The sequence below is a fragment of the Pseudomonas trivialis genome, assembly GCF_001439805.1.
GTDB lineage: Bacteria > Pseudomonadota > Gammaproteobacteria > Pseudomonadales > Pseudomonadaceae > Aquipseudomonas > Aquipseudomonas trivialis.
In genome coordinates this window covers 377,811-402,309 of sequence record NZ_JYLK01000002.1, presented here as the reverse complement: position 1 = coordinate 402,309, position 24,499 = coordinate 377,811, and the positions used below count along the sequence as shown (strand labels likewise).

The window sequence follows — 24,499 nt, the reverse complement described above, 5'->3', positions numbered from 1 at the left end:
GTTGAACTCCGTTTACTTTGAGAATGCTCGACCGTCCTTTGGGTCGTGCGTTTTACAGGTAAATCGTGCCTTGCATGTACAGCACCGCCTTGCCGGAAATAATCACGCGCTCACCTTCAAGCTCGCAGCGCAACTGGCCCTTGCGCGTGCCGCCCTGCTCGGCAGTCAGTTGCGATTTGCCCAGACGTGCGGCCCAGAATGGCGCCAGTGACGTGTGCGCCGAACCCGTGACCGGGTCTTCATTAACCCCCACATTCGGCCCGAACCAGCGCGAGATGAAATCAAATTCAGTGCTTTTGGCCGTCACGGCAATGCCGCGCTTGGGCAAGCCTTTAAGGCGTGCAAAATCCGGCGCAAGGGCGGCGACCTGGGCCTCGTTGTCCACCAGCACGATGTAGTCATCGGTGCCGAACACCTCGGCGTGTTCAATCCCCAGCGCACTCAGCAGCCCGGCGGGCGGCTCGCAGCGCTCGGGTTGCCGGGCCGGGAAGTCCATTGCCAGTTCGTCGCCATGGCGCGTCACCCGCAGCTCGCCGCTGCGGGTGGCAAAGCGCAGCTCCGGCGGCGCACCCGCCAGCGCATGGAACAACACCCAGGCCGCCGCCAGCGTGGCATGGCCGCACAGGTCCACTTCAACTGTCGGGGTAAACCAGCGCAACTCATAGTGCTCGCCGCGGGGCACGAAGTACGCGGTTTCCGAGAGGTTGTTCTCGGCGGCGATGTTCTGCAGTTGCTCGTCGGGCAGCCAATCCGTGAGTGGGCAGACGGCTGCGGGGTTGCCGCCGAACGGATGTTGGCTGAAGGCGTCGACTTGGTAGATGTCCAGTTTCACCGTGGGGCACTCCATGTGGGGGAGGCTGGACACTAACAGTGGGGTTGGAGGGCGTCAAAATACAGTTGGGAGGTTTTTGAGGTGAGCAATTGATTGCGCTTCAGACACTTTTCTCAAGGCATAAAAAAACGGCCTACCTTTCGGTAAGCCGTTTTTAGTACTTGGTGGCTACGCAGGGACTTGAACCCCGGACCCCAGCATTATGAATGCTATGCTCTAACCAACTGAGCTACGTAGCCAAGTGGCGCGCATTATTCGCGTAGAACGAGAATGCGTCAAGCACTTTTGTTGAAGTTTTTTCTACGCTTTCAATTGTTTAACCGGAGCCGCCGGTGCTGAAGAGGGGCCATGGGGCGCGCGCGATGATCAAGCAGGGTGGCTGACGCGCGGTGACCGGCCGAGTGGTCCGAGTCAGGCGTCTTCGAAGACGGGGCGAGGGAGGGAATGGTTGGAGAGGCGTTATGAAGGAAATCCGTCCTGAGATTTTTTGAACATCCGGTTGGGCAGATATCCCTGCCGCCCAACGCTTGCTCCCAGGCGCTTACGGTTGCAGCGGGTTATGCGTGACGCGTTTAAGGTGCTCGCGCGCGCGCGACAGGCGTGAACGAACCGTGCCGATAGGGATGTCCAACACGTCGGCAGTGTCCTGATAGCTGCCGTCGGTTTCCAGTGAGGCGTATAGCGTCTTGCGCATTTCTATGGGCAGGTGGTCGATGGCGCTCAGGGTTTTCTCCAGTCTGCGGTTGATTTCGAACTCCCAGTCCAGGTTCTTGTTTTCCTCCTGTCCATGCCACAGCGACTCATCGAATTCGCAATGCACCGGTTTGGCATAGAGGCGTCGGAAATGGTTGCGGATCAGGTTCTGTGCAATGCCGCACATCCAGGTGCTTAGGCTCGCCTGGCCACTGAACCGCTCCCTGTTGCGCCAAGCCTCCAGATAGGTGAGTTGCAGAATATCGTCGGCATCTTCTGGGTTGAGTACGCGTTTGTGAATAAAACGTCGGAGTTTTTTCTGCTGGTCATCCGTCAGTTGCAGCATGAATTGAGGCGAGTTACCAACGAGCTGCGCTAAAGCTTCAATAGGGATATTCACGATTTTTTCCTCAGGGTAAACGCTATCGAAAAAATTTCGATGGAAACCCCTTTAGCACTGGCTGTGCCAAACGGAAAAAACATGCAACTTTATGATTTTTATAGGTAAATATATTGAAATGTCGCGTTTTTACGCAGCAACTTGCAAAAAGTAGCGATGGCGCGTGCCAGTCTTGTCAAAAGTTTCGATAGACGCGTTTTGATGGAACCGCATCGACGGGCGTAGCCACACACGAAGCACACTCTTCCTGTATTGGCCTGCCCATGAAAGTCGAATTTCCTAAAGAAGTGTCATCTGCACGGCATCTGGATCAACCTGCCACGTTCGCTGTTTCCTCCTCCGCGCCGGCGAGGATCGGTGAGGGATCTCGGATGTTCGACCATGAGTTGCTTGCTGGCAATCGAGCGCTGTGGGGGGCGACGATTCCCGTTCCGCCCATCGAGATGCATGCGCCGCTTTACAATGTGTTCAGTTATGGGGCGCAGGACACTTTTTACACCAGTCTGCTGACGTTTAAAAAGGCCCTGCAGCATCGCCCCACGAATGAAGAATGGGTGATGCTTGCCAAGGATATCCCCGCCTGCGCGTACTTGCTGCTCAGGGGACTGGAGTTCCGGTTGAGCAGTGAAGGGCATCCTGCCGAAGCCGCCCAGGTAAGGGATGCCATTGCCGGGTTATCGGTTGCTTACAAAGCGGAAATCCACACTGGCCTTGCATTCGCCACGAAGTTGCTGGAAGCAGGTGGCGATCCACAAGAGTACCAGCCGCTTCGTGCTCTCTACTACAACAGCATCGCTACACGTCAATCTCTGTTGACTATCATACAGACCCTGCTGGGTGAGTACGGTGGCGATTTGTTTTCCGCCAAGCTCAGCAGCATGCGCAAGGCTCTGGCTGACGACATCGCAACCTGGTTTCGCTAATGACCACGTCCCGATTGCGCACCTTGTTACTGGCACTGCAGAGTTGTGGACAATTAGGCACGGTATTAGCCAGTTGCCAGGCGTTGATCGAGCGACTGTGTCTCGATTGCGACGCCGTCAGTCTTCTGCAGCGCCTGCTGGGATACGCCGACAGCGGTATCGATGCAGGTGAAATCCTGCGGCTGGGGCATGACCTGGGAGGTCCTCCGACTCTCCGGCAAGTGGTGCTCCTCAACGCACTTTATCCGCTGATACGCGATTTGCCCCTGGCGTTGTGGCCGGACAGTCGAGTGCGGCAGAACGCCCTGGACTGTTTCCTGGCGGTATTGGGCGAACTGGAACGATCTGAGCGCAAACCCTCTCGCTTTGGCGGTGACCTGGGGGAACTGGCGTGACGGTACTGTCGACTATCAACCAGGGTCTGCTCAAAGTGGCAAAGCGTGCCGAAGTGCTGGGCGCGGTGGTGGTCCTGGGCATCGTCTTCATTTTTATCGTGCCGCTGCCGACCTGGCTGGTAGACATCCTGATTGCAATCAACATCTGCATATCGTGCCTGTTGATCGTGCTGGCGTTGTACTTGCCTGGGCCGTTGGCATTTTCCTCGTTCCCGTCGATTCTGCTGCTGACCACCATGTTTCGCCTGTCGTTGTCGATCGCCACGACACGCTTGATTTTGCTGGAGCAGGACGCCGGCCACATCGTCGAAGCATTCGGCAATTTTGTGGTAGGGGGAAATCTGGCCGTTGGCATGGTGATCTTTCTGATCCTCACCCTGGTCAACTTTCTGGTGATTACCAAGGGCTCGGAACGGGTTGCCGAGGTCGCTGCGCGGTTCAGCCTGGACGCGATGCCGGGCAAGCAGATGTCCATCGACAGTGACCTGCGTGCCGGGCTGATCGACGGCTTGCAGGCACGCGAGAAGCGCGAGCAGTTGTCCCGCGAAAGCCAGTTGTTCGGGGCCATGGACGGGGCCATGAAGTTCGTCAAGGGTGATGCCATCGCCGGTTTGATCATCGTTGTGGTCAACCTGCTGGGCGGCTTCACCACGGGTATGTTTCAACACGATTTGAGTGCGGCCGAATCAATACAGCTGTATTCGGTATTGACCATCGGCGACGGCCTGATTGCGCAGATTCCAGCCCTGCTGATCTCCCTGACGGCAGGCATGATCATCACCCGTGTGGCGCCGGACGGGCGCAAGGGTGTGAGCAACATGGGCGCCGAAATTGCCCGGCAAATGACCAGTGAGCCCAAGAGCTGGATGATTGCATCGGTCGGCATGCTCGCGTTTGCAGGGGTGCCCGGCATGCCTACCCTGGTGTTTATCCTGATCTCGGCGGCAACCGGCTCCCTCGGTTATTACTTGATGCGTCAGCGTCAGCGCGAGGAGGGGCCCAAGGAGGAGGTTAGCAATGTGGTGCGCCCCGAAGAGAACGGTGATGAGGACTTGCGTGGGTTCGATCCATCGCGGCCTTATCTGTTGCAGTTTCCTCCGTCCTTACGGGGGACGCCTGAGGTTACGGACCTTATTCACGGGATCCGCCAGGCACGAAATTCGCTGGTCGCCAATATTGGCCTGACCTTGCCGCCGTTCGAAGTCGAACTCGACGACTCGCTGGCCGACGATGAAATGCGTTTTTGTGTGCATGAGGTACCGATGGTCAAGGCCTCGGTGGTCACGCTCGTTGCCGTTGAACGTAAGGCGCTGGCGGTCGAGCCGGAGCACGCGATACCAGGACTGGCCGAGCGTGATGAACAGGATTGGCTCTGGTTGCCACCGGATGATCCGCTGCTTGCCGACCCTGCGCTTGAGCGCTTTACCGCGACAAGCCTGATCCTCGAACGCATGAGGCAGGCAATGATGCTCAGCGGACCACAGTTCCTGGGTATTCAGGAGAGCAAGGCGATCCTCGGCTGGCTTGAGCACAACCAGTCCGAACTGGTGCAGGAGCTGCAACGCATCATGCCGCTGTCGCGGTTTTCAGCGGTTCTGCAGCGTCTGGCCAGCGAGGGTGTACCGCTGCGTGCCGTGCGGCTGATTGTCGAGTCGCTGATCGACCACGGCCAGCATGAGCGCGAACCCGATGCACTCGCCGACTATGCGCGCATTGCCCTCAAGGCGCAGATCTTCCAGCAGTACAGCGAAGACGATGGCCTGCACGCCTGGTTGTTGTCTCCCCATACCGAGAGCATTCTGCGCGAGGCATTGCGCCAGACTCAGACCGGGGTGTTCTTCGCGCTTGATAACGAAAGCAGCGCCGCGTTGGTCAGCCTTCTCAACCAGGCCTTCACCTTACGCGCCAAGAGCAAGAGCGTGATGTTGGTGGCGCAGGACTTGCGCAGCCCTTTGCGCGCCTTGTTGCTGGAAGAATTCAACCATGTGCCGGTGCTGTCCTTCGCCGAATTGGGCAGCACGTCCAAGGTGAAAGTGCTGGGGCGTTTCGATCTTGGCCAGGACGAGTTGATGCGTGGTGCAGTGGCATGAGTAAGCGTTACGCGTGGGGGGGCCGTTGATGTTTGAGCTACGGGTACTTGATGGGCAGCATGAAGGTGCAGCGTTGCCGTTGTTCGGGGAGCAGTGGAGCATTGGTTGCCACGCTGACGCCGACCTTGTCCTGAGCGATCCGGGTGTTGCCGAGCAGCATGCGCGGCTGCGGCTTGGCGACGCCAACTGGTCGGTGCAGGCCGAGGCGGGTCTGCTGCACAGCGCTGAGGGTGAGGTGTTGGCACACATCCCCAACCTGCCACTCAATGCGGTGTTTTTGATCGGGATTGTGCGGCTGTGTGTCGCCCTGGCCGATCAGCCTTGGCCCCAGGCCGTGGCTCCAACGCCGCCGCCCGTCAACGAACCTGTGCCGGTGTTGAAGTTATCGTCGATCTCGCACTTGCAGCAAAAGCGCCTGATCAGCCTGGTATTGCTGGTGGCGGTGATCATTGCGGTAGTGAGCATGTTCTCCACGGGGGAACGCGACGCGCAGGCGTCCTTGATGCCGCCCGTGGTGCGCAAGCAAGCCTTGGACTCGCCGTTCGAAGTGCGCCAGCAGTTATTGAAGATGCTCGGCGAGCGTGAATTGAGCAAGCAGGTCAGCTTGCAAGTGATCAATGGCCAGGTCGCCCTCAACGGCGATGTTTCCCAAGACGACGTGGATTTGGTGGCACGCATGCTCAGCCGTTTTGCTGAGCAGTTCGACAGCGCGGTGCCGGTGATCAGCCGTGTGCGCGTACGCGACGGGGCGCTGCCATTCAAGATTGTGCAGATCGTCGGCGGGCCGAACGGCCATGTCGTGCTGGACGAGGGCAGCCGACTGTTTGTGGGTGACGAGGTTGATGGGCTGCGCCTGGTACTGATCGATAACAGCAAGGTGGTTTTTGACGGCGTGCAGCGCTACGAGGTGCGTTGGTGAACGAGCAAGTGCAAGCACGTCTCGACGCCTGGCAAGAGCGCCAGGCCCAGGCGCTGGCCACCTTTGCGCCGGTGACGATGCGTGGTCGAATCCAGCGCGTCAACGGCATGCTGTTGCAATGCCGGTTGCCCAACGCCCGCATCGGTGACTTGTGCCAGGTTGAAAAAAACGTCGACGAATACATGCTGGCCGAGATCATCGGGTTTGATCAGCAGGATGCCGTACTCAGCGCCCTGGGCAACCTCGAAGGCGTGCGCGTGGGGGCGAGTGTGCAGCGCTTGGGCGTGCCGCATCGGGTGCGGGTCAGTGATGAACTGCTGGGCCAGGTGCTGGATGGTTTCGGGCGGCCGATTGCGGGCGAAGGCCCCAGTGCCTTTGTCGACGCCGACGACCCGGAGGCGAGCACGGTGTTATGCGAGGCGCCCTTACCGACCGAGCGGCCGAGGATCAGTCGCGCCCTGGCGACCGGGGTGCGTTCAATCGATGGTCTGTTGACCCTGGGTGAAGGCCAGCGCGTAGGCCTGTTTGCCGGTGCCGGTTGTGGCAAGACCACCCTGTTGGCGGAAATCGCCCGTAACGTCGAGTGCGATGTGATCGTGTTCGGCCTGATCGGCGAGCGCGGCCGGGAGTTGCGCGAGTTCCTTGACCATGAGCTGGATGATCAATTGCGGGCCAAAGCCGTTCTGGTGTGTGCAACGTCCGATCGCTCAAGCATGGAGCGAGCCCGCGCGGCGTTTACGGCGACTGCGTTGGCTGAAGGCTATCGCCGCAAGGGTAAGCGGGTGCTGCTGCTGATCGACTCTTTGACGCGTTTTGCGCGGGCCCAGCGAGAAATTGGTCTGGCAGCGGGCGAACCCCTGGGCCGCGGCGGTTTGCCGCCTTCGGTGTACAGCTTGCTGCCGCGCCTGGTGGAACGCGCCGGTTTGACCCGCGATGGCGTAATCACGGCGATCTACACGGTACTGATCGAGCAGGACTCCATGAGCGACCCGGTCGCCGACGAAGTCCGCTCGCTGCTCGACGGCCACATTGTTCTGTCGCGCAAACTGGCCGAGCGTGGTCACTACCCGGCGGTTGATGTACTGGCCAGCCTTTCTCGGATTTTGAGTAACGTCGCCACGCCTGAGCATATCCAGGCGGGTACGGCGCTGCGGCGGCTGCTGTCGGCGTATCAGCAGATCGAGCTGATGCTCAAGTTGGGTGAATACCAGCCTGGCAGTGATGCGCTTACCGACTTGGCGGTGGACACCCGCCAGGCAGTGGATCGGTTTCTGCGCCAGGACTTGCGTGAGCCGTCACCGATGGATGGAACCCTGGATCAACTGACGGAGTTGACCGGCCATGTTCCTTTCTGAATTGGAGACCCTGCGGCGTCTGCGCAAACATCGGGCGGACCGGGCGGAGCGCGCGTTGAGTGAGGCCAAAAGGCATCAGCGTGCGCTGCAATTGCAGGTTGAGCAGGCCCATCAGCTCCTGGAGCAAACCCGGCTGCAGGAAGCCGAGGAAGCTGCGGCGCTGCTGAGCAAGCATCAAGGGCAAGTGCTCTCCTTTCAGCAACTTAAATCGTGGGGAACCCAGGAGCGTTCGCTGTCTGCCGGTACGCAGCGCGAGCGCGCGCACTTGCAGGCGTTGCACGGGCAGCACGAGCAGCAAATGATCCACATCGACAGTGCGCAGAAGCAGGCCACACGCTGTTTGCGCGAGTGTGAAAAACTTTGGGAATTATCCCAGTTACTGGTGCAGGAAGAGAATGAAGCAAGAACCTGTGAGCAAACCTGATGCACCCCGCGTGCGCCAGCCCCGGGAAGACCGTGAGCCCAATATGGCAGGGGTGGTGCCTTGGGAGCATGGACGTTTGTTCGCCCAGCTGTTCGCCCCTGATGATGGCGACAAGGGCTTCGTTTCCTGCTTGTCGGGCCCTAAAGCATCAGCTGATAAAGCGATGATCGAAGCCTTGATCGAGCAGTTGGCGCCTCGCATACAGGTCAGCGCACAGTGGCCCTTGCAGGCGGTGCTTTACCTTCCCCGGTTGGGGCGCATCAATGCCCGTGTGGCGAAGGGGGGGAGCGGTTGGAACGTTGAGCTGGATGCCGAAGAAGAGCGTACCGCGCACTGGCTCGGCGGCGTCAGGACGCGTTGTCAGGACAGGTTGGCCCAAGCGTTGGGCCAGCCTGTGGATATCCACATCGGGCACGTGGGCCGCGCATGATCACGCCTTTGACACTGCCGTTGGTCAAGGCGGACAGGGCGGCAGCGGCGCAGCGACTGGGACGTGGTTTGCGTATGCCGTTTCGGGTTGTCGACCAGGAGGGCGCGTTGTTGCTCGAGCCCGGCCGGGCCCCCGCGGGTGTTCGCCCGCTGTATTTCGAGAGCGCCTGCGGTGTGCTGGCATTTGCCGAGGCTGGGCCGCTGTTGAGCCTTATGGGCGAATGCCCCGTGCCCCTGGCAGAGGCCGGCAATGACCCGCAGTCGTGGATCTGGGCACTGTTCCAGCATCATTTGAGCCCTCAGTTACAGGCACTGTTCGGGTACCTGCGGTTGCTGTCGGCTCCTCAGAAATTGAGCTTTGGTTGCCGCTTCACGGTGACGCTGGGCCCCTCGAGAGTCGTGGGCTACCTGTGGCTGAGCCCGCAAAGTCTGTTGGCGCTGTGCGCGGCCGGACCCTGGCACGTCACAGCCGGCCCGTTACCAGCGGCGTTTGCGCTTTCCCTGGTGGTGCTCCTGGGGCGCTTGAACCTGCCCAGTACGCAATTGGGCTGCCTGCGTGTCGGCGATGTGCTGATGCTCGAGCAGGCATTTTTCGATGCCCGCGGCGAGGGTTATTTGCATGTCGCCAGGCGTCGTTTGCAAGGGCGTATTGACGATGAATCCGGGCCGTTGTGCTTGAACCTTATTTCGATCGAGGAAACGTCCATGAACGAAGATTTCATAATGGAAGTGTACACCGGAGCCGAGTCGGATCACCCGGTAACGGATGTGTTCGGGGGTGAGCTCTTTGATGAGTTGAGCTTGGCACTGACCGTGCGCTGTGGTGCGCTGAACCTGACCTTGGGTGAGCTGCGCAATCTGGCACCCGGAGCGGTGTTGGGGATCACCGGATATGCACCCGGCATGGCGGGTTTGTATTACGGCGAGCGGTCCATTGGTCAAGGGCAACTGGTGGACGTGGATGGGCGACTCGGCTTGCAGTTATCACGCGTGGTGTTCTCCCAATGATGCTGCAGGGAATTGATCCTATTGTCCTGGCGTTGTTTGTCGGGGCATTGTCCTTAATGCCGATGCTTTTGATTATCTGCACTGCCTTCTTGAAGATCGTTATTGTTCTGATGATCACGCGCAATGCGATCGGCGTGCAGCAGGTGCCGCCAAGCATGGCTATCAATGGCATCGCCTTGGCAGCGACCCTGTTTATCATGACGCCCGTGGGGTACGAGATCGCCCAGATCGTCAAGGTCACGCCCCTGGACATGAGCAATGTGCAGCGACTTCAAGAGACGGGCCTTGTTGCTATCCAGCCGTTGCGGGCGTTCATGACGCGCAACACCGATCCGGATGTGTTGACTCATCTGCTGGAAAACAGTGCGCGCATGTGGCCGCCTGAACTAGCGCAAGGCACCCAGCGCGATGACCTGATCCTGTTGGTTCCGGCCTTTGTGTTGTCGCAGTTGCAGGCAGGGTTCGAGATCGGCTTCCTGATCTACGTTCCGTTCATTGTCATCGACTTGATCGTCTCCAACCTGCTACTGGCCCTGGGCATGCAAATGGTCTCGCCCATGACCATTTCCCTGCCACTCAAACTGTTGTTGTTCGTGATGGTCTCGGGGTGGTCACGACTGCTCGACAGCCTGTTCCTTTCTTACATCTGAGTGCCCTATGGAACCGATCGTACTGTTCAAGCAGGGCATGTTACTGGTGGTTGTGTTGTCGGCGCCGCCACTGATCGTGGCAGTAATCGTCGGCGTGCTGACGTCCCTGGTACAAGCCTTGATGCAGGTCCAGGACCAGACGTTGCCCTTTGGCGTCAAGCTGGTTGCGGTAGGTATCACACTGATCTTGACCGGCCGTTGGATCGGCGTGGAGTTGATCCAACTGATCAACCTGATGTTCGAAATGATCGCTCGTTCGGCATTGAACTGAGGGAATGCGCATGCTGCTTTATCTTGAGTATTTACCCAGTCTGCTGGTGGCCATGGCGCGTATTTATCCCTGTGCCATTTTGGTGCCGGCGTTCCTGTTCCAACACATACGCGGCATGCTGCGGAACGTCGTGGTGATGGTCATGGCGTTGATTCCGGCGCCAGGCATCCATGCGGTGCTGGCAGCTAAGGAGTACTCGGCGCTGATGATCAGTGGGCTGGTGCTCAAGGAGGCGGCCCTGGGTGTTTTCCTCGGCGTCTTGCTGGCCATGCCGTTCTGGATGTTCGAATCCGTCGGCGCACTGCTGGACAACCAGCGAGGCGCGCTGGCGGGGGGGCAACTCAACCCGTCGCTGGGGCCGGACGCGACGCCTGTCGGGCACTTGTTCAAACAGTTGGTTATTTACCTGTTGATCGCTGTGTTGGGGCTTAGCGTGCTTACCCAGGTGATCTGGGACAGTTACCTGATCTGGCCCGCTACGGCATGGGTGCCGATGCCGGCCGCCAATGGGTTCGGTATTTTTTTGGGCATACTCGGCGATACCTTTACGCACATGATGCTCTACGTTGCGCCTTTTATTGCGGTGCTGTTGTTCCTGGAATTCGGTATTGCGCTGCTGGGGGTCTACAGCCAGCAACTGCAAGTAAGTTCGTTGGCGCCACCGGTCAAGTCACTGGCGGGTATTGGTATTTTGCTGTTGTATTTTGCGTTGTTTCAAGACTTGATCGTGGGGCGTCTGAGCCTGCTGGATGACCTTAAGCACTCACTCGGGCTGATGTTCAAGGACTCGACGCCATGAGTGACTCAGGCGAAAAAAAGCACCCGGCGTCAGCCAAGAAGCTGCGCGATCAACGCAAGAAAGGGCAGGTTTCCCAAAGCCAGGATGTGGGCAAGTTACTGGTGCTCACGGCCATCAGTGAAATTGCGTTGTATGCCGCCGAAAGCAGTATGCAACGCTTCCAGCAACTGATGCTGTTGCCCATGTCGAGCATGAGCCAGCCATTTGCACGCGCGCTGGAAGAAGTGCTGTTTGAAGGGCTGGTGATGTTTTTCGCGTTTGCCCTGTTGATGGTCGGGGTGGCGATCATCATGAAGCTGATCGGCAGTTGGATGCAGATCGGATTTCTGTTTGCCCCGGAGACGTTGAAGCTCGATTTCAACCGCATCAACCCGCTCAATCAGCTCAAGCAAATGTTTTCTGCCCAGTCGGTCATCAACCTGCTGCTGAGCATTGCCAAGGCGGTGCTCCTGGGCGTGGTGTTGTACGTGGTGATCAGGCCCTCGTTGGGCGCGTTGATCAACCTGGCCACCACTGATCTGCAGAGCTACATCATTGCGCTGATCAGCCTGTTTCGCCACTTGCTGCACGCCTGCCTGGGGCTTCTGCTGGTGCTGGCGCTGATTGACCTGGCGATGCAAAAGCACTTTTTTGCCAAGCGCATGCGCATGACCCAGGTCGAGGTTGTCCAGGAGTACAAGAACATGGAGGGCGACCCCCATGTGAAAGGGCAGCGTCGCTCGTTGGCTTATCAATTGGCCAACGAGGAACCCAAGACCAAGCTGCCCAAGCTGGAAGAATCCGACATGCTGGTGGTCAACCCCACGCACTTTGCCGTCGCGTTGTATTACCACCCCGGTAAGACGCCACTGCCGATACTGATCAGCAAGGGCACGGACGCAGATGCCCGCACATTGATCCAGCGAGCGAAGGCCGCCGAGGTGCCGGTCATCCAGTGCGTGTGGCTGGCTCGCACGCTCTACACCCATAAACTCGGGGCGAGCATCCCGCGCGAAACCTTGCAGGCTGTGGCGCTGATTTATCGCACGTTGCGTGAACTCGATGACGAAACCAAGCGTGAAACCCTGCAGCTGCCGGAGCTCGAGCTGCGCTGATCAGTGCCTGGCGCGGCGAACAGCCTGACGTTGATCGTCAGGCTGTTCGCCAAGGCTCATCGTTCCAGCGATATCGTCTGGTAGTCCGCGCGTTCCCCGGAAGGGCCAGGCTCGACGCGCATCTGCGGTGGCCACCAGATCACCATTTTATCCTTGGTCGCTTGCGGGCGTGAGCAGGAGTCGCCCTTGCACGTCGGGGTGCAGCCGGCGATGAGCAGCACCGTGCTGATCAGGGTGACGCACAACAAGGGGTGTTTCATGGCGTGGCCTTCTTGGCTGGAGTGATCAGGGAGGGGCGCGGAACACCGATGTGTTCATCTTTCACCACCGGGCGCATGGCGATAAATACCTCGGCTTCTTCACCCGGTTTGAGCCAGGCGCGCGGCCACACGGTGACGGCCAGGGTTTGCGAATTGCTGCATTCCTTTTCGTCGATACGCACATTGCGCTTGAACTGGTTACGCAGCACCACCACCGCCACATTGAACTCCGGGCCGGCATACCACTGGCTGCGTTCGGTGTTCATTGCCAGCAGTTCACGCGTATTGCACAGGGTGCCCAGGCCCAGAGGCATGGGGGCCGCCTTGAAGGCCAGGGGCACTTCGCCGGACACTAGACGAGCCAGCGTGCCCGTAATATCACTGCGCTTGATCACTGGCTGATGTTCGGCATAACGCCTGGCCAAAGGCTTGAGAGCGGCTTGTAGCTCCACCTGATCGTCTTGAGGCAGATAACGTGAAGGGTCTGCCTGATCGCCCATGACGCGTGGGGTCAGGATAAACAGGCGTTCGCGACGGTTGTTCTGGCGTTCGGAGGAGGAAAAAAGCGCCCTGCCCAGCAGCGGAATGTCCCCCAGCAGCGGGACCTTGCGGCGTTTGTCAGTGCTCTCGGTGACATGGAAGCCACCCACCACCAATGAGCGCTTTTCCGCGATGACCGCCTGGGTGCTGACCTTGCCGCGGCGTACGTCGGGCCCGATGCGATCGGGGTTTGATTCGTCGAAATTACCGTCTTCGATATCTACGGCAAGGTGAACCTGATGCGCGCCACTCGAGGTAGTCACCCTGGGCACCACCTGGAAACTGGTGCCGACGGTGATGGGCAAGATGGTCGCGACCTCATTGCCTGCTGTGAGGTACTGGGTACGGTTGAAGTCGATGACCGCCGGCTGGTTTTCCAGGGTGAGGACCGAGGGGTTGGACACCATGGTCGCCAGGCCGCGTTGCTCAAGCGCGCGTATATCGGCAAAGAAGCGGTCCCGGCTGGCGATCGACACTTGCGATGAAGTGCCCGGCGCCATGTTCACGCCGCCACGGAAGCGGCTGTTCTGGAAACCCCAGGTCACCCCGAATTCACGCAATTGAGTGCGCTCGATATCCAGGATGATTGCGTCGATTTCCACCAGCTTGCGCGCCACGTCGAGCTGGGTAATCAGTTCGAGGTACATCGTCTGGCGCTCTGGCAGGTCGTAGATCAGCACAGCGTTGTTGCGTACATCGGCTTCGACGCGAATTCTGCCTCTGGACACGGGCGCGCGAGGGGTGAGCGTCGCACCGCTTTCCAACTGCCCGGCGCTCCCTGTCTGACCGAGCATTTGCCCCAGCAAAGGGTTGTTCAGCCGGGGAATGCTCGCAGTGATAGGCGAAGGTTGTGATGACTTGAGGCCCGTGTTCATCGACGAGAGGGTGGACGCTTCCCGCGGCTCCAATAACCCCTGCAGCATGCTGGCGACACCCGGGATGGTGATTTTTTCGCCGCGATAATCGATTTGGCGATCCGCTGCGTTGGCGAACTTCAGCGGGTAGCTGAGTACGCTCTGCTTTTCGTCGGCGGTTTTACGCTTGCTGCTGAATTGCTTGATCTGGTCGATGTAACGCTTGGGACCAGAGACCAATACCACGCCATCATCCGGCAGTTCACCCCAGCCGAAACGGCTGTCAAGCAAGCCGATATCGGTCAGGGCCCGCTTGAGGTCGGCGACGGTCTCGGCAGAGACTTCCAGACGGGCCGACTCTTGCAGGTCCAGGGTGCTGATATAGAGGGTGTTGTTGTACAAGTACCACTGGAAACGGTGTTCTACCGCCAGCCTGTCGAGCATCGACTGGGGGGTATTGGCGCGTATCTTTCCATTGACAGTGCCATCGAGCAGGCCATCGATTTGCAGTTGGGTACCGAAGGTCTGGGCGAAGTCCTCCAGTACATCCCGAACCGGCTTATGTTCGGCCTCATAAGCGTAGGCGGTGTTTTTCCACTCGGCAGGGACGGCGGCCAGGGCGGTCTCCAGTGGGAGAAGCAACCAGGGCATGAAGATCAGGCTGCGCCAACAGTTTCTTCTAGGCGTGGTACACGCAGAGTCGACGCGCAAGTTGTTAGGCTTGGAGTGCTGGTTATGCATAGAGAATTCTCTGATTAGCGGGGCAACGAGCGTCGTGAAGGGCGACTGAAGTTCGTATTGGTAGGGACCCGGCGCGAAGCTACGGCGAGCCATAGATCGCGCTGGTTGAGCAGCGACTCAATGCAATCTAGGATAAGTTGGACACTCAACAGCAACGTGCTCGAATCAGTCGCAGGCATATTTCGTCATGATGTGCGAACAGTCTTAATGCTTGGGTGTGGCGTGTCAGCCAGTGGGTCAGTAAGTGTTTCATTTATTTCCCGCTATCCAGCCCCGCCTTTAGCAGCATATGCCTCACTCTTGTGTGCTCGTTGAACACATACTCGGTCATACGATTCTTGACGATGAGGTCGAAGAACAGGGTCATGTCTTCCTCGGAGCCAGAGTTGTTTTCCATCGTGTCCAGCAGGTTCCTTCGACTGAGTTTTGTATCACTCAGAAGCCGATCTTTGTATCCGGTATAAAAGTCCATCGGGGTAGCTCCTAATGTGTGTCCTTCTATGTGGCAAATATTCCAAGACGGTTCCGGTTCAGCATTTTATTTAAAAGTTTCACCGTGTGTTTCAAGATCCATTATATAAGCATTGTTATGCTTCAGAAAAAGCTCGAGCATCGAGGCCCAATCAATGCGGAAATCTCCTTCCTCGGTGTTCAGCACCAGTGTCTGAGGTTTAACCGTGTCGTCGGGACGTAACATCCAGAGAGTATTGCCATAAGTCATAAGGCATTGCTTCATTGTCTCGAAGTCGAATGAATTACAAAGCAATGTCGCCTCGACCGTTGGAACCTCGCTCGCCAGCAATTGTTTGACCAAGGCTGCCAGGCGTAGTGAAACAGGCGTATCGTCAAGCAATAGGCGAATCGCCTGGTTGGCAATAGAAGAAGCGTAGTGTTCAATTTGATTGCACATCGCCAGACGATCGTTTTCCCAACGTTTGAGCTGAGCATTGGCACGTTGCCAGATTTCCAGGGAGGCCTTTTCCAACAGGTCTTCACGTTGCTCTGCTGCGGATTGCAGTAGTTGCAGGGCCTGGATATTTGCTTGCTCCAACACATCACTGGCATGAGTGTAGCGCCCGATGACTTCTCGGGAGATCAGGGTGCTTTGAGGGAAGGAGGCACCTTCAGGCAAGTGGATTTTAATTCGGCAAAACATTATTAGTCTCCAGGCCCTTCGCATAGGGATCATTACCCTTTCCGTTTTTCGCCGCGGCACGCCAGACGACCGCCTGCCAAAGGGTATCGAGACGGGGCCCAGGGTCACCGGCCAAAGGTTCTGTTTGTTCCACCGCCAGAACACGCTGACGAGGGAACCTTAATCTGAGTCTTTGCCAAATGTCCGGGTTGACCCAGGCACGCAGCAATTGCAAGGGGTCAACAGCGGGCTGCAACATATCGGGAGACAATGCTTTGGATAGTCGTTTGCACCACTGATGTTGATGTTCATCCAATACACTTGCGTAAGAAGGCCGGCAGATGCTGTTAATCAGGGCCAGTATCAAATCGAGTTGATCGCCCGGCGCCAGAGCAAGTTGAAGTAACGTGGGCTCGGGAGGAGGGGGTAGGCACGGGGCCACGCCGTAAATTGAAACCGTCAATACCCGTCGCGTGCGGCATAGCGCACTAAGCGCAGGCTGCTTATCTGCGGATATCCAGCTTTCGTGCGAGTCCATCCAGGGCGTTGCCCACCATTGAACCCACGAGATATTAGTCATTTAGTGATTGGGCTGGAGTGTCGTGGGAGGGAGATATAGGCTTCGCCCGTCGCGCTCGATTACGCCAAAATATGACAGCAACAACTATCAGCACTGCCGTAAGTAGGGTAGATGTAACGATAGCGCGCCAAAAGCCGAGGTCTTTTTCAGGAACCAGGAACGGGCCGAAGTAAGTCAAGCGTTGCTGTTCCAGATAGGCTGTCGCAGGGACAAATACCACCGTCAACTTTTTTGAGTTTTCTTGAGCTGTCGTCATACCCGGAAGACTGCTGGCTACCATTCGGACTACACGCGCCCTTATGTTGTCGGGGTCCAGCCGTGGATCATGTTTGATGAACACTGAGGCGGAGGCCGGCTGTACCGGTTCGCCCGGTGCAACCCGTTCAGGCAGGACCACGTGAACACGGGCGACGATAACGCCGTCTATGTTCGACAACGTGGTCTCCAACTCTTGGGACAAGGCATATATATAACGCGCGCGCTCCTCCAGGGGAGTCGAGATAACGCCTTCTTTGCGAAAGGTGTCTCCCATGGTGGCTCGTGCTGTCCGCGGGAGCCCGACGGCTTCCAGCGTTCGTACGGCACGCCCGATATCTGCAGAGTTGACCACTACAACAACGCCATCTTTGGCAGGGGCTTTTGTGGCGCGAATATGCTTGTCTGCCAATTCCGCGACTACTTCATTGGCTTCCTGTTCGGATAGCTTACGATGGAGTTCGACACTGTCGCTGCAGGCATTCAGCATGAGAGATAGGCACATCGTTAATGCAATAAGCTGAGGACGAGTCATTTTTATCCCGGAAGGTTGCACAGTTTATCGACGCATTTCATAGTCTCGCCGACGCCCTTGAATATCAGGCTGTTGAACAATAAGGCGTCAGAAAGTTGGCCGGGGTATTTTCGTGCTTCGTCGAATCTGTTTTTGTCGCTCAAAGCGCGTAAGCTAGTTGTCATGCTCGTCGTCAGCGCAGATGCTCTTCCTGATGCATCGGATAGTATATTTTGAGACCCGGTGAAATCTATTGCCTTACCTGAGAATGACGAAGTACTTGTCCGGAATCTGAAAAAATTGGCTGCTATGCTGAAAGTCGAAGATTCATAGGTGCTGTCGTTGTTATCAACGTTATCCTGCTCGGTGACGCGTATTTTTCCTATCATCATGGGACCTATTACTTAAGGTGCAGAGGGCAATTTACTTTACGCCGCGGCGTCAGACTTGCTGTCATCTTGTTCACGTAAACAGCCCTCCCTGCCACTCAGTACAGGGAAGGCTGTAGATTCACTCATCCATCACAGACGAATTGCGTCAGCCGCTGCTTTTAAGCCAGATGTATTCATGTTTTCTGTAAATTTCCATGCGTTTTTGACGCCATCAGCGCGTCTCTTCCCTGCTGCAGCTTCGATGCCAGCGTCTGCTGCTTGTGCACTTAAGCCGCCGCTAATACCCGAAAGAGCGTTCATTGGGTTTGAACCCACTCCACCTATTGCCATAATGTATTCCTCGCTGTTCATTTAACTTGCTTGGATTTAGAGCAACCCTGACGTACCTGGGCACACCTGCGGAGTTGTCTCGTTACCTGTGTGGTTCAAGAAAATCAAGCGTTCCAATCCATGGCAGGGCAAATGTTTCAAAGTGTGTAAATCAGGTTTCAGGAATTCGCTTGGCTTGCAACTATTCTTGATTCAGTGAGATATCCAACTGCTTCATTCGGTAGTACAGCGTCCGCTTGGCAACCCCCAACTCTGACGCCACACCATCTACGCAGTGGCTGTGCCGGCGAAGTGACTCCTCAATCAATGATTTTTCGATTTGCTGCAGGCGGCCCTTGAGTGGCATTTCCCTCTCTTGATGATTGATGGTGGAGTCCGCTAAAGGTGGGAGTTCCAATACGAAGCGTTTGGCGGCCGAGCGTAGTTCGCGGATATTGCCGAGCCAAGGGTGACATAGTAATTCTTGCAGCAAAGCGCTAGGCGGAAGGGGGGCCTTGCACCTGAAGTAGTCAGCCTCCTGCTCAATCATGCTGAGGAACAGGGGGATAATCCGCTCCCTGCGATCGCGTAAGGGAGGTAGCTGGATGTTCACTACATTCAAGCGGAAATAGAGGTCGCGTCTAAACGTCCCTTGTTCAACCATCCCATGCAACGACTGCTGGGCGGATGCGATGACGCGCATGTCCACCGGTATGAACCGAATCGAGCCCAAGCGCTCGACCCCCCGGCTCTCCAGCACTCGCAGCAGCTTGGCCTGCAAGGGCAGGGGCATGCTGTCGATTTCATCCAAGTATAAGGTGCCCAAATGCGCCGCCTCGATAAACCCGGCGCGTGATTGCGTGGCACCGGTATAAGCGCCGCTGTTGACGCCGAACAACTGGCTCTCGGCGAGGCTTTCCGGGATTGCCGCACAGTTCACAGCAACAAAGTTACCGCGCCGTCCTGAAAGCCGATGAATTCGTTGAGCCAATGTATCCTTGCCCGTTCCGGTTTCTCCCAGTAACAGGATGTCGATATTGAGAGGGGCGGTGCTGTTAATTGTGTATTCAATGTCCGGATTTTCGAAGAGTGAGATGTCTGTTTCGTTTTCCGTATGGAAGGAGGTCGACATCGAAGGGATGCTCCATGATCGCGAATAATTCGCTGTTAACCAGTCGTTTTTCAGCTCGGTCAAGTAGATCACGGATTATAAAGAGCGTTATCAAGTCTTAAAGTAGTCAGATACCTTAATTGCGTAGGAAAAGACCGTAGATTCAATGCTGTAAGTTTCGTTTGTTTTTTTATTTTGGAATTAGAAAAGCAAGTAGGGAAAGACTGAACGTGTTAGGCGCAATTTTGTATTGACGCTATAAATGGCCGCCCATAAAAAAGCCGATGCACTGCATCGGCTTTTTATTTGCGAGGTAAACCGCAGGTATTACTTACACGTTGAAACGGAAGTGCATCACGTCGCCATCCTTGACGATGTATTCCTTGCCTTCCAGGCGCCATTTACCGGCTTCCTTGGTGCCGGCTTCACCCTTGTACTGGATGAAGTCGTTGTAGGCGATCACTTCGGCGCGGATAAAGCCTTTTTCGAAGTCGGTGTGAATCACGCCGGCAGCCTGTGGCGCGGTAGCGCCAACCTTGACTGTCCACGCGCGGACTTCTTCAACGCCTGCGGTGAAGTAGGTCTGCAGGTTGAGCATTTCGTAGCCGGCACGGATTACACGGTTCAGGCCAGGCTCTTCCAGGCCGAGGGCCTCAAGGAACATGTCTTTTTCTTCGCCGTCATCAAGCTCGGCGATTTCCGCTTCGATCTTGTTGCACACCGGAACGACAATGGCGCCTTCTTCGTCGGCAATGGCCTTGACCACGTCGAGCAACGGGTTGTTCTCAAAGCCGTCTTCGGCGACGTTGGCGATGTACATCACCGGCTTGGTGGTCAGCAGGTGGAAACCCTTGATCACTGCTTTCTCGTCGACGCCCATTTTTTTCATCAGGCTGCGTGCCGGCTTGCCTTCGGTGAAGTGTGCGATCAACTGTTCCAGCAGGCCTTTCTGGACCACTGCGTCCTTGTCCCCACCCTTGGCATTGCGCGCGACTTTCTGCAGTTGCTTCTCGCAGCTGTCGAGGTCGGCAAAGATCAGTTCCAGGTCGATGATCTCGATGTCGCGTTTCGGGTCGACGCTGTTGGAGACGTGAATCACGTTCTCGTCTTCAAAGCAGCGGACCACGTGGGCGATGGCATCGGTTTCACGGATGTTGGCCAAAAACTTGTTGCCCAGGCCTTCACCTTTCGACGCGCCGGCCACCAGGCCTGCGATGTCGACGAACTCCATGGTGGTCGGCAGGACGCGCTTGGGGTTGACGATGGCCGCCAGGGCGTCCAGGCGCGGGTCCGGCATCGGTACGATGCCGCTGTTCGGTTCGATGGTGCAGAAGGGGAAGTTCTCCGCCGCAATACCGGACTTGGTCAAAGCGTTGAACAAGGTGGATTTGCCGACGTTGGGCAGGCCGACGATGCCGCAATTGAATCCCATGGTGTTTCCCCTCGGTAAGAGTCAGGCCTTCTGGCTGTGCAGGTTTTTCATCGCGCGGTTCCATTCACCGGCGAAGATATCCGGCAGCACGCCGAGGGCAAAGTCGATGCTGGCATCGAGTTTTTCCTGTTCGGCGCGTGGCGCACGACCCAGGACGAAATTTGAAACCATACTGGCAACGCCCGGGTGGCCAATGCCAAGCCGCAGGCGGTGGAAATTATTCTGATTACCCAACTGCGCGATGATGTCGCGCAGTCCATTGTGCCCGCCATGCCCGCCGCCCAGCTTGAGCTTGGCGACGCCGGGTGGCAGGTCCAGTTCGTCATGGGCCACCAGGATTTCCTCGGGTTTGATCCGGAAGAAGCCCGCAAGCGCCGCGACAGACTGGCCGCTGCGGTTCATGTAGGTGGTGGGAATCAGTAGACGAACATCCTGACCCTGATGCGAGAAGCGCCCGGTCAGGCCAAAATATTTGCGATCGGCCGCAAGGTTTACACCTTGTGCGTGGGCGATGCGCTCAACAAAAAGGGCCCCCGCGTTATGCCGGGTCTGTTCGTATTCGGCGCCTGGATTTCCCAGGCCAACGATCAGTTTGATGGCAGTCACGACAGGGGCCCTTCCTTTGGAGTTGTGGATAACATCGCCGCGCCAGGTGTGCGGCGAAAGGGGACGACAGGAGCTCACTTATCCAGAGATAAACTTCGCGTTATCGCCCGCTTTCTCGCTACGTTCCGGTCCGCGATGTTTCCTCAAGCTCCGACGTTACAGAGTGCATCACTCTGCAGCGGTTTCGCCTTCAGCAGCATCATCTTCTTCTACAACACGTGGCGCGTGGACGTTGGCAACAGCCTTGTCGTCGTTGTGAGCCAGTGCAACGAACTCAACGCCTTTAGGGGCCTTGAGGTCGGACAAGTGAATGATGGTACCGATTTCAGCAGCCGACAGGTCGACTTCGATGAACTCAGGCAGGTCTTTCGGCAGGCAGGTCACTTCCAGTTCGGTAGTGGTGTGCGAGACAACGCCGCCTTTCTTGACCGGAGCTTCTTCACCGATGAAGTGCACAGGCACGATAGCGGTCAGTTTCTGGCCGGCTACAACGCGGATGAAGTCAGCGTGCAGGACGTGACCCTTGGACGGGTGGCGCTGCAGAGCCTTGATGATAACGTTCTGCTTCTTGCCGCCAACGTTCAGTTCGATAACGTGGCTGTAGGCAGCATCGTTTTCGAGCAGTTTGGCAACTTCTTTTGCCAGCATGCTGATGGACTCAGGGGCTTTATCGCCACCGTAGACTACAGCTGGAACCAGGCTTGCGAGACGACGCAGGCGGCGGCTCGCACCTTTCCCCAGGTCGGAACGCAGTTCAGCATTCAAAGTAAAATCGTTCATGTAGTATCTCCAAATTAACCACATTCGCCCCAGCGTTTGCGACCAGCGCTAAAGGCGATATGGGCAAAAAAGCCCCGCCCCAACAGAATGCTGGGGCGGGGCGCTTTTCGTCAGGTTGATGTCGCCAAGGCCTGAGCCTTAACGGAACATCGCGCTGATCGATTCTTCGTTGCTGATACGGCGAACCGCTTCGGCAACGACCGGTGCGATATCCAGTTGACGGATACGCGCACAGGCTTGAGCAGCGGCGGACAGCGGGATGGTGTTGGTCACCACCAGCTCGTCCAGCACGGAATTCTCGATGTTCTCGATCGCTCGGCCCGACAGCACAGGGTGTGTGCAGTAGGCGAAGACTTTGGCCGCACCGTGCTCTTTCAAGGCTTTTGCCGCATGGCACAGGGTGCCGGCGGTGTCGACCATGTCATCAACCAGAATACAGGTACGCCCTTCGACATCACCGATGATATGCATCACTTCAGAGTGATTGGCTTTCTCGCGGCGTTTGTCGATGATTCCGAGATCAACGCCCAGGGATTTGGCAACAGCCCGTGCACGCACGACGCCGCCAATGTCCGGGGACACGATCATCAGGTTTTCAAAGCGCTGGTCTTCGATGTCATCCACCAGAACAGGGGAGCCGTAGATGTTATCTACCGGAATATCGAAGAAGCCCTGGATCTGGTCAGCGTGCAGGTCAACCGTGAGCACACGGTCGATGCCTACCACGGTCAGCATGTCAGCAACGACTTTCGCGCTGATGGCCACACGTGCGGAGCGCGGGCGGCGATCCTGACGGGCATAACCAAAGTAAGGGATTACAGCTGTGATTCGAGTTGCTGAGGAGCGGCGGAAGGCATCAGCCATCACGACGAGTTCCATCAGGTTATCGTTGGTCGGTGCGCAGGTCGGCTGAATAATGAAGACGTCTTTACCGCGAACGTTTTCATTGATCTCGGCTGTAATTTCGCCGTCGGAGAACTTACCGACAGAGATGTCACCGAGAGGGATATGCAGCTGACGTACGACACGTCGAGCCAGATCGGGGTTGGCGTTCCCCGTAAAGACCATCATCTTGGACACGCGCAGTACCTAGAGGCTGAGGGTAACCTGGATGAGTATAGGAAAATGGCAGGGGCGGCTGGATTCGAACCAACGCATGGCAGGATCAAAACCTGCTGCCTTACCGCTTGGCGACGCCCCTGTATCTGTTGCAACGAGTACCCAGTACTCGATTCCTTTTAGAGCAGACTTTGCAGCTTGCGATGCAACATCGAAACGTTGCTTCCCTTTGCCACAAACCCTGTAAGGGTCTCTGTAAGAAGGGCCGAGACTTTATCAGCTTCAGCTTTGCTTGGGAAGCCCCCAAACACACAACTTCCAGTGCCGGTTAATTTTGCTTCGGTAAATTTACCTAACAAATTCAATGCGTTACGTACTTCTGGATAACGCCTTGCTACAACCGGCAAGCAGTCATTTCGACTGTTTCCCTTGGGAACGGGGCGCACTTTAATGGGAGGAGAGTTACGTGTCAACAGCGGATCTGAAAAAATTTCTGCTGTACTTACAGATACTTGCGGAACAAGCACGACATACCAAGGCTCTTCGGGGTATTCGGGGCTGAGTTTCTCGCCCACGCCCTCGGCAAAAGCCGCGTGCCCACGCACGAAAACCGGAACGTCGGCACCCAGCGTCAGGCCCAGGCCGGCCAGGCGATCCTGGTCCCAGCCCAGTTGCCACAAGTGGTTGAGACCCAGCAGGGTGGTCGCCGCATTCGAGCTGCCGCCACCGATACCGCCGCCCATGGGCAGGATCTTGTTGATCCAGATATCGATGCCCAATGTGCAGCCGGATTGCGCTTGAAGTGTGCGGGCTGCTTTCACAATCAGATTGCTGTCGTGAGGTACGCCTTCAAATTCCGTGTGCAGCCGGATCACACCGTCGTCGCGCACGGCAAAGGTGAGTTCATCGCCGTAGTCGAGAAATTGAAACAGCGTTTGCAGCTCGTGGTAGCCGTCTTCACGGCGCCCCAGAATGTGCAGCATCAGGTTGAGCTTGGCCGGGGAGGGCAGGGTCAGGCGTTCGCTCACGTCACTGCCCCAGCTTGCGCGGTTGCCAATCCTTGATCACCAGCGTGACGTCAAGGTCGGTGCCATGCAGCTTGATCCGTTCAGGCAGCCAGTAGCCGCCTTGCTGTACGTAACTCAAATACTCGACCTTCCAGCCATCCTGTTCCAGCGTGGCCAGGCGGCTGTCACCGTTGAGGCTCAGGCGACTCTTGCTGTCGGGTGCTGGCAGCCCACGCACCCACCAGACCAGATGCGACACGGGCAACTTCCAGCCAATCTGCTGCTCCAGCAATGCTTCCGGAGAGGTCGCCTCGTAGCGGCCCTGATTGGCGACTTCCAGGCTCACCTGCCCCGGGCGGCCGGTCAGGCGTGCCGCGCCACGGCCCAGCGGGCCGGACAGGCGAATGTCGTAGTAATCCTGACGTTGCAGCCAGAACAGGGTGCCGCTGCCGGAATCTTTCGGCGCGCGCACCCCGACCTTGCCTTCGATCTGCCAGCCGTCGATGCTGCCGAGCTGGTCCTTGTGCTGTTGCCATTGCGCCGGGTTGCCCTGGCCTTCAACGGATTCACGGCTGCCTGTGCCCGCGCAACCGGCGAGCAGGGCGATAAGACTGAATACAACAATGTGGCGCAGGAACATAA

27 protein-coding genes and 2 tRNA genes are annotated in these 24,499 nt (G+C 57.4%); 12 read left to right on the top strand and 17 right to left on the bottom strand.

What is annotated here, in order from left to right; translation table 11 throughout:
- Positions 1-52: 52 nt before the first annotated feature.
- From TU79_RS05285 to TU79_RS05275, 3 genes are all read right to left on the bottom strand, one after another.
- A complete protein-coding gene (locus TU79_RS05285) occupies positions 53-832 on the bottom strand; it encodes a PhzF family phenazine biosynthesis protein (protein WP_057007028.1) in 780 nt (259 codons plus the stop codon).
- Between the two features lie 162 nt (positions 833-994).
- A tRNA-Met gene (locus TU79_RS05280) sits at positions 995-1,071 on the bottom strand.
- Between the two features lie 302 nt (positions 1,072-1,373).
- Positions 1,374-1,925 carry an RNA polymerase sigma factor gene (locus tag TU79_RS05275; RefSeq protein ID WP_057007027.1) on the bottom strand — a complete coding sequence of 184 codons (552 nt, stop codon included), beginning with the start codon at positions 1,923-1,925 and terminating at the stop codon, positions 1,374-1,376.
- A gap of 263 nt (positions 1,926-2,188) precedes the next feature.
- On the opposite strand from TU79_RS05275, the gene TU79_RS26245 reads away from it, so the two are divergent.
- Genes TU79_RS26245 through sctU form a run of 12 tightly spaced genes read left to right on the top strand, consistent with a single transcriptional unit; the run spans position 2,189 to position 12,282 of the window.
- Positions 2,189-2,848: an HrpJ domain-containing protein gene (locus TU79_RS26245; protein ID WP_169793781.1), complete on the top strand. Its 660-nt coding sequence runs from the start codon at positions 2,189-2,191 to the stop codon at positions 2,846-2,848.
- Entirely contained in the window at positions 2,848-3,243 is a 396-nt protein-coding gene (locus tag TU79_RS26240) for a TyeA family type III secretion system gatekeeper subunit (RefSeq protein ID WP_169793780.1), read from the top strand. The genes TU79_RS26245 and TU79_RS26240 overlap by 1 nt, the downstream gene beginning before the upstream one ends.
- Complete coding sequence (sctV, locus tag TU79_RS05265; RefSeq protein WP_057007026.1) at positions 3,240-5,333, top strand: type III secretion system export apparatus subunit SctV; 2,094 nt, start codon at positions 3,240-3,242, stop codon at positions 5,331-5,333. The genes TU79_RS26240 and sctV overlap by 4 nt, the downstream gene beginning before the upstream one ends.
- Positions 5,334-5,361: 28 nt before the next feature.
- Complete coding sequence (locus tag TU79_RS05260; RefSeq protein ID WP_057007025.1) at positions 5,362-6,252, top strand: FHA domain-containing protein; 891 nt, start codon at positions 5,362-5,364, stop codon at positions 6,250-6,252.
- Positions 6,249-7,607: a FliI/YscN family ATPase gene (locus tag TU79_RS05255; RefSeq protein ID WP_057007024.1), complete on the top strand. Its 1,359-nt coding sequence runs from the start codon at positions 6,249-6,251 to the stop codon at positions 7,605-7,607. The genes TU79_RS05260 and TU79_RS05255 overlap by 4 nt, the downstream gene beginning before the upstream one ends.
- Entirely contained in the window at positions 7,594-8,031 is a 438-nt protein-coding gene (locus TU79_RS05250; protein ID WP_057007023.1) for a hypothetical protein, read from the top strand. The genes TU79_RS05255 and TU79_RS05250 overlap by 14 nt, the downstream gene beginning before the upstream one ends.
- Positions 8,003-8,461: a type III secretion system HrpP C-terminal domain-containing protein gene (locus tag TU79_RS05245; protein WP_057007022.1), complete on the top strand. Its 459-nt coding sequence runs from the start codon at positions 8,003-8,005 to the stop codon at positions 8,459-8,461. The genes TU79_RS05250 and TU79_RS05245 overlap by 29 nt, the downstream gene beginning before the upstream one ends.
- A complete protein-coding gene (locus TU79_RS05240; protein ID WP_057007021.1) occupies positions 8,458-9,468 on the top strand; it encodes a FliM/FliN family flagellar motor switch protein in 1,011 nt (336 codons plus the stop codon). Before TU79_RS05245 ends, TU79_RS05240 begins: the two co-directional genes overlap by 4 nt.
- Positions 9,465-10,118 (top strand): type III secretion system export apparatus subunit SctR, encoded by a 654-nt coding sequence (gene sctR, locus TU79_RS05235; protein WP_057007020.1) that lies wholly within the window; start codon positions 9,465-9,467, stop codon positions 10,116-10,118. Before TU79_RS05240 ends, sctR begins: the two co-directional genes overlap by 4 nt.
- A 7-nt stretch (positions 10,119-10,125) precedes the next feature.
- Positions 10,126-10,389, top strand: coding sequence for a type III secretion system export apparatus subunit SctS (sctS, locus tag TU79_RS05230; protein ID WP_057007019.1), 264 nt, complete (start codon positions 10,126-10,128; stop codon positions 10,387-10,389).
- A gap of 10 nt (positions 10,390-10,399) precedes the next feature.
- Positions 10,400-11,188, top strand: a complete 789-nt coding sequence (gene sctT, locus TU79_RS05225; protein ID WP_057007069.1) for a type III secretion system export apparatus subunit SctT — start codon at positions 10,400-10,402, stop codon at positions 11,186-11,188.
- Positions 11,185-12,282: a type III secretion system export apparatus subunit SctU gene (sctU, locus tag TU79_RS05220; RefSeq protein WP_057007018.1), complete on the top strand. Its 1,098-nt coding sequence runs from the start codon at positions 11,185-11,187 to the stop codon at positions 12,280-12,282. The genes sctT and sctU overlap by 4 nt, the downstream gene beginning before the upstream one ends.
- Positions 12,283-12,338: 56 nt before the next feature.
- On the opposite strand, the gene hrpT is transcribed toward sctU, so the two are convergent.
- The 14 genes from hrpT to lolB all read right to left on the bottom strand — a co-directional run bounded on the left by hrpT (position 12,339) and on the right by lolB (position 24,497).
- Positions 12,339-12,542, bottom strand: coding sequence for an HrpT family type III secretion system protein (gene hrpT, locus TU79_RS05215; RefSeq protein ID WP_057007017.1), 204 nt, complete (start codon positions 12,540-12,542; stop codon positions 12,339-12,341).
- Positions 12,539-14,677, bottom strand: coding sequence for a type III secretion system outer membrane ring subunit SctC (gene sctC, locus TU79_RS05210; protein ID WP_057007016.1), 2,139 nt, complete (start codon positions 14,675-14,677; stop codon positions 12,539-12,541). The genes hrpT and sctC overlap by 4 nt, the downstream gene beginning before the upstream one ends.
- A gap of 253 nt (positions 14,678-14,930) precedes the next feature.
- A complete protein-coding gene (locus tag TU79_RS05205; RefSeq protein ID WP_057007015.1) occupies positions 14,931-15,149 on the bottom strand; it encodes a hypothetical protein in 219 nt (72 codons plus the stop codon).
- A gap of 66 nt (positions 15,150-15,215) precedes the next feature.
- Positions 15,216-15,833, bottom strand: a complete 618-nt coding sequence (gene sctL / locus TU79_RS05200) for a type III secretion system stator protein SctL (protein WP_057007014.1) — start codon at positions 15,831-15,833, stop codon at positions 15,216-15,218.
- Positions 15,834-16,384: 551 nt separating this feature from the next.
- Positions 16,385-17,182 (bottom strand): type III secretion system inner membrane ring lipoprotein SctJ, encoded by a 798-nt coding sequence (gene sctJ, locus TU79_RS05195; protein WP_057007013.1) that lies wholly within the window; start codon positions 17,180-17,182, stop codon positions 16,385-16,387.
- 500 nt (positions 17,183-17,682) lie between these two features.
- Positions 17,683-17,904 (bottom strand): hypothetical protein, encoded by a 222-nt coding sequence (locus TU79_RS25960; RefSeq protein WP_139136801.1) that lies wholly within the window; start codon positions 17,902-17,904, stop codon positions 17,683-17,685.
- A 160-nt stretch (positions 17,905-18,064) separates the two neighbouring features.
- Positions 18,065-18,994: a sigma 54-interacting transcriptional regulator gene (locus TU79_RS05185; RefSeq protein ID WP_057007011.1), complete on the bottom strand. Its 930-nt coding sequence runs from the start codon at positions 18,992-18,994 to the stop codon at positions 18,065-18,067.
- A 310-nt stretch (positions 18,995-19,304) separates the two neighbouring features.
- Positions 19,305-20,405: a redox-regulated ATPase YchF gene (ychF, locus tag TU79_RS05180; protein ID WP_057007010.1), complete on the bottom strand. Its 1,101-nt coding sequence runs from the start codon at positions 20,403-20,405 to the stop codon at positions 19,305-19,307.
- Between the two features lie 21 nt (positions 20,406-20,426).
- The gene (pth, locus tag TU79_RS05175; RefSeq protein ID WP_057007009.1) at positions 20,427-21,011 is read right to left on the bottom strand and encodes an aminoacyl-tRNA hydrolase; all 585 of its coding nucleotides are present in this window, start codon (positions 21,009-21,011) and stop codon (positions 20,427-20,429) included.
- 168 nt (positions 21,012-21,179) lie between these two features.
- Complete coding sequence (locus TU79_RS05170) at positions 21,180-21,791, bottom strand: 50S ribosomal protein L25/general stress protein Ctc (protein WP_004372493.1); 612 nt, start codon at positions 21,789-21,791, stop codon at positions 21,180-21,182.
- A 138-nt stretch (positions 21,792-21,929) separates the two neighbouring features.
- Complete coding sequence (locus TU79_RS05165) at positions 21,930-22,871, bottom strand: ribose-phosphate pyrophosphokinase (protein ID WP_003171603.1); 942 nt, start codon at positions 22,869-22,871, stop codon at positions 21,930-21,932.
- 46 nt (positions 22,872-22,917) lie between these two features.
- Positions 22,918-22,992: transfer RNA gene (locus tag TU79_RS05160), tRNA-Gln, on the bottom strand.
- 37 nt (positions 22,993-23,029) lie between these two features.
- Positions 23,030-23,878, bottom strand: a complete 849-nt coding sequence (gene ispE, locus TU79_RS05155) for a 4-(cytidine 5'-diphospho)-2-C-methyl-D-erythritol kinase (RefSeq protein ID WP_057007008.1) — start codon at positions 23,876-23,878, stop codon at positions 23,030-23,032.
- Position 23,879: 1 nt separating this feature from the next.
- Complete coding sequence (gene lolB, locus TU79_RS05150; protein WP_057007007.1) at positions 23,880-24,497, bottom strand: lipoprotein insertase outer membrane protein LolB; 618 nt, start codon at positions 24,495-24,497, stop codon at positions 23,880-23,882.
- Between the last annotated feature and the right edge of the window lie 2 nt (positions 24,498-24,499).

Excerpts from the sequence above, each read along its gene's own strand:
- TU79_RS26245 (WP_169793781.1), top strand. The coding sequence starts at position 2,189 with ATGAAAGTCGAATTTCCTAAAGAAGTGTCATCTGCACGGCATCTGGAT.
- TU79_RS26240 (WP_169793780.1), top strand. The coding sequence starts at position 2,848 with ATGACCACGTCCCGATTGCGCACCTTGTTACTGGCACTGCAGAGTTGT.
- TU79_RS05260 (WP_057007025.1), top strand. The coding sequence starts at position 5,362 with ATGTTTGAGCTACGGGTACTTGATGGGCAGCATGAAGGTGCAGCGTTG.
- TU79_RS05250 (WP_057007023.1), top strand. The coding sequence starts at position 7,594 with ATGTTCCTTTCTGAATTGGAGACCCTGCGGCGTCTGCGCAAACATCGG.
- TU79_RS05245 (WP_057007022.1), top strand. The coding sequence starts at position 8,003 with ATGAAGCAAGAACCTGTGAGCAAACCTGATGCACCCCGCGTGCGCCAG.
- TU79_RS05240 (WP_057007021.1), top strand. The coding sequence starts at position 8,458 with ATGATCACGCCTTTGACACTGCCGTTGGTCAAGGCGGACAGGGCGGCA.
- sctR (WP_057007020.1), top strand. The coding sequence starts at position 9,465 with ATGATGCTGCAGGGAATTGATCCTATTGTCCTGGCGTTGTTTGTCGGG.
- sctS (WP_057007019.1), top strand. The coding sequence starts at position 10,126 with ATGGAACCGATCGTACTGTTCAAGCAGGGCATGTTACTGGTGGTTGTG.
- sctT (WP_057007069.1), top strand. The coding sequence starts at position 10,400 with ATGCTGCTTTATCTTGAGTATTTACCCAGTCTGCTGGTGGCCATGGCG.
- sctU (WP_057007018.1), top strand. The coding sequence starts at position 11,185 with ATGAGTGACTCAGGCGAAAAAAAGCACCCGGCGTCAGCCAAGAAGCTG.
- hrpT (WP_057007017.1), bottom strand. The coding sequence starts at position 12,542 with ATGAAACACCCCTTGTTGTGCGTCACCCTGATCAGCACGGTGCTGCTC.
- sctC (WP_057007016.1), bottom strand. The coding sequence starts at position 14,677 with ATGCATAACCAGCACTCCAAGCCTAACAACTTGCGCGTCGACTCTGCG.
- TU79_RS05205 (WP_057007015.1), bottom strand. The coding sequence starts at position 15,149 with ATGGACTTTTATACCGGATACAAAGATCGGCTTCTGAGTGATACAAAA.
- sctL (WP_057007014.1), bottom strand. The coding sequence starts at position 15,833 with ATGTTTTGCCGAATTAAAATCCACTTGCCTGAAGGTGCCTCCTTCCCT.
- sctJ (WP_057007013.1), bottom strand. The coding sequence starts at position 17,182 with ATGACTCGTCCTCAGCTTATTGCATTAACGATGTGCCTATCTCTCATG.
- TU79_RS25960 (WP_139136801.1), bottom strand. The coding sequence starts at position 17,904 with ATGAACAGCGAGGAATACATTATGGCAATAGGTGGAGTGGGTTCAAAC.
- TU79_RS05185 (WP_057007011.1), bottom strand. The coding sequence starts at position 18,994 with ATGTCGACCTCCTTCCATACGGAAAACGAAACAGACATCTCACTCTTC.
- ychF (WP_057007010.1), bottom strand. The coding sequence starts at position 20,405 with ATGGGATTCAATTGCGGCATCGTCGGCCTGCCCAACGTCGGCAAATCC.
- TU79_RS05170 (WP_004372493.1), bottom strand. The coding sequence starts at position 21,791 with ATGAACGATTTTACTTTGAATGCTGAACTGCGTTCCGACCTGGGGAAA.
- lolB (WP_057007007.1), bottom strand. The coding sequence starts at position 24,497 with ATGTTCCTGCGCCACATTGTTGTATTCAGTCTTATCGCCCTGCTCGCC.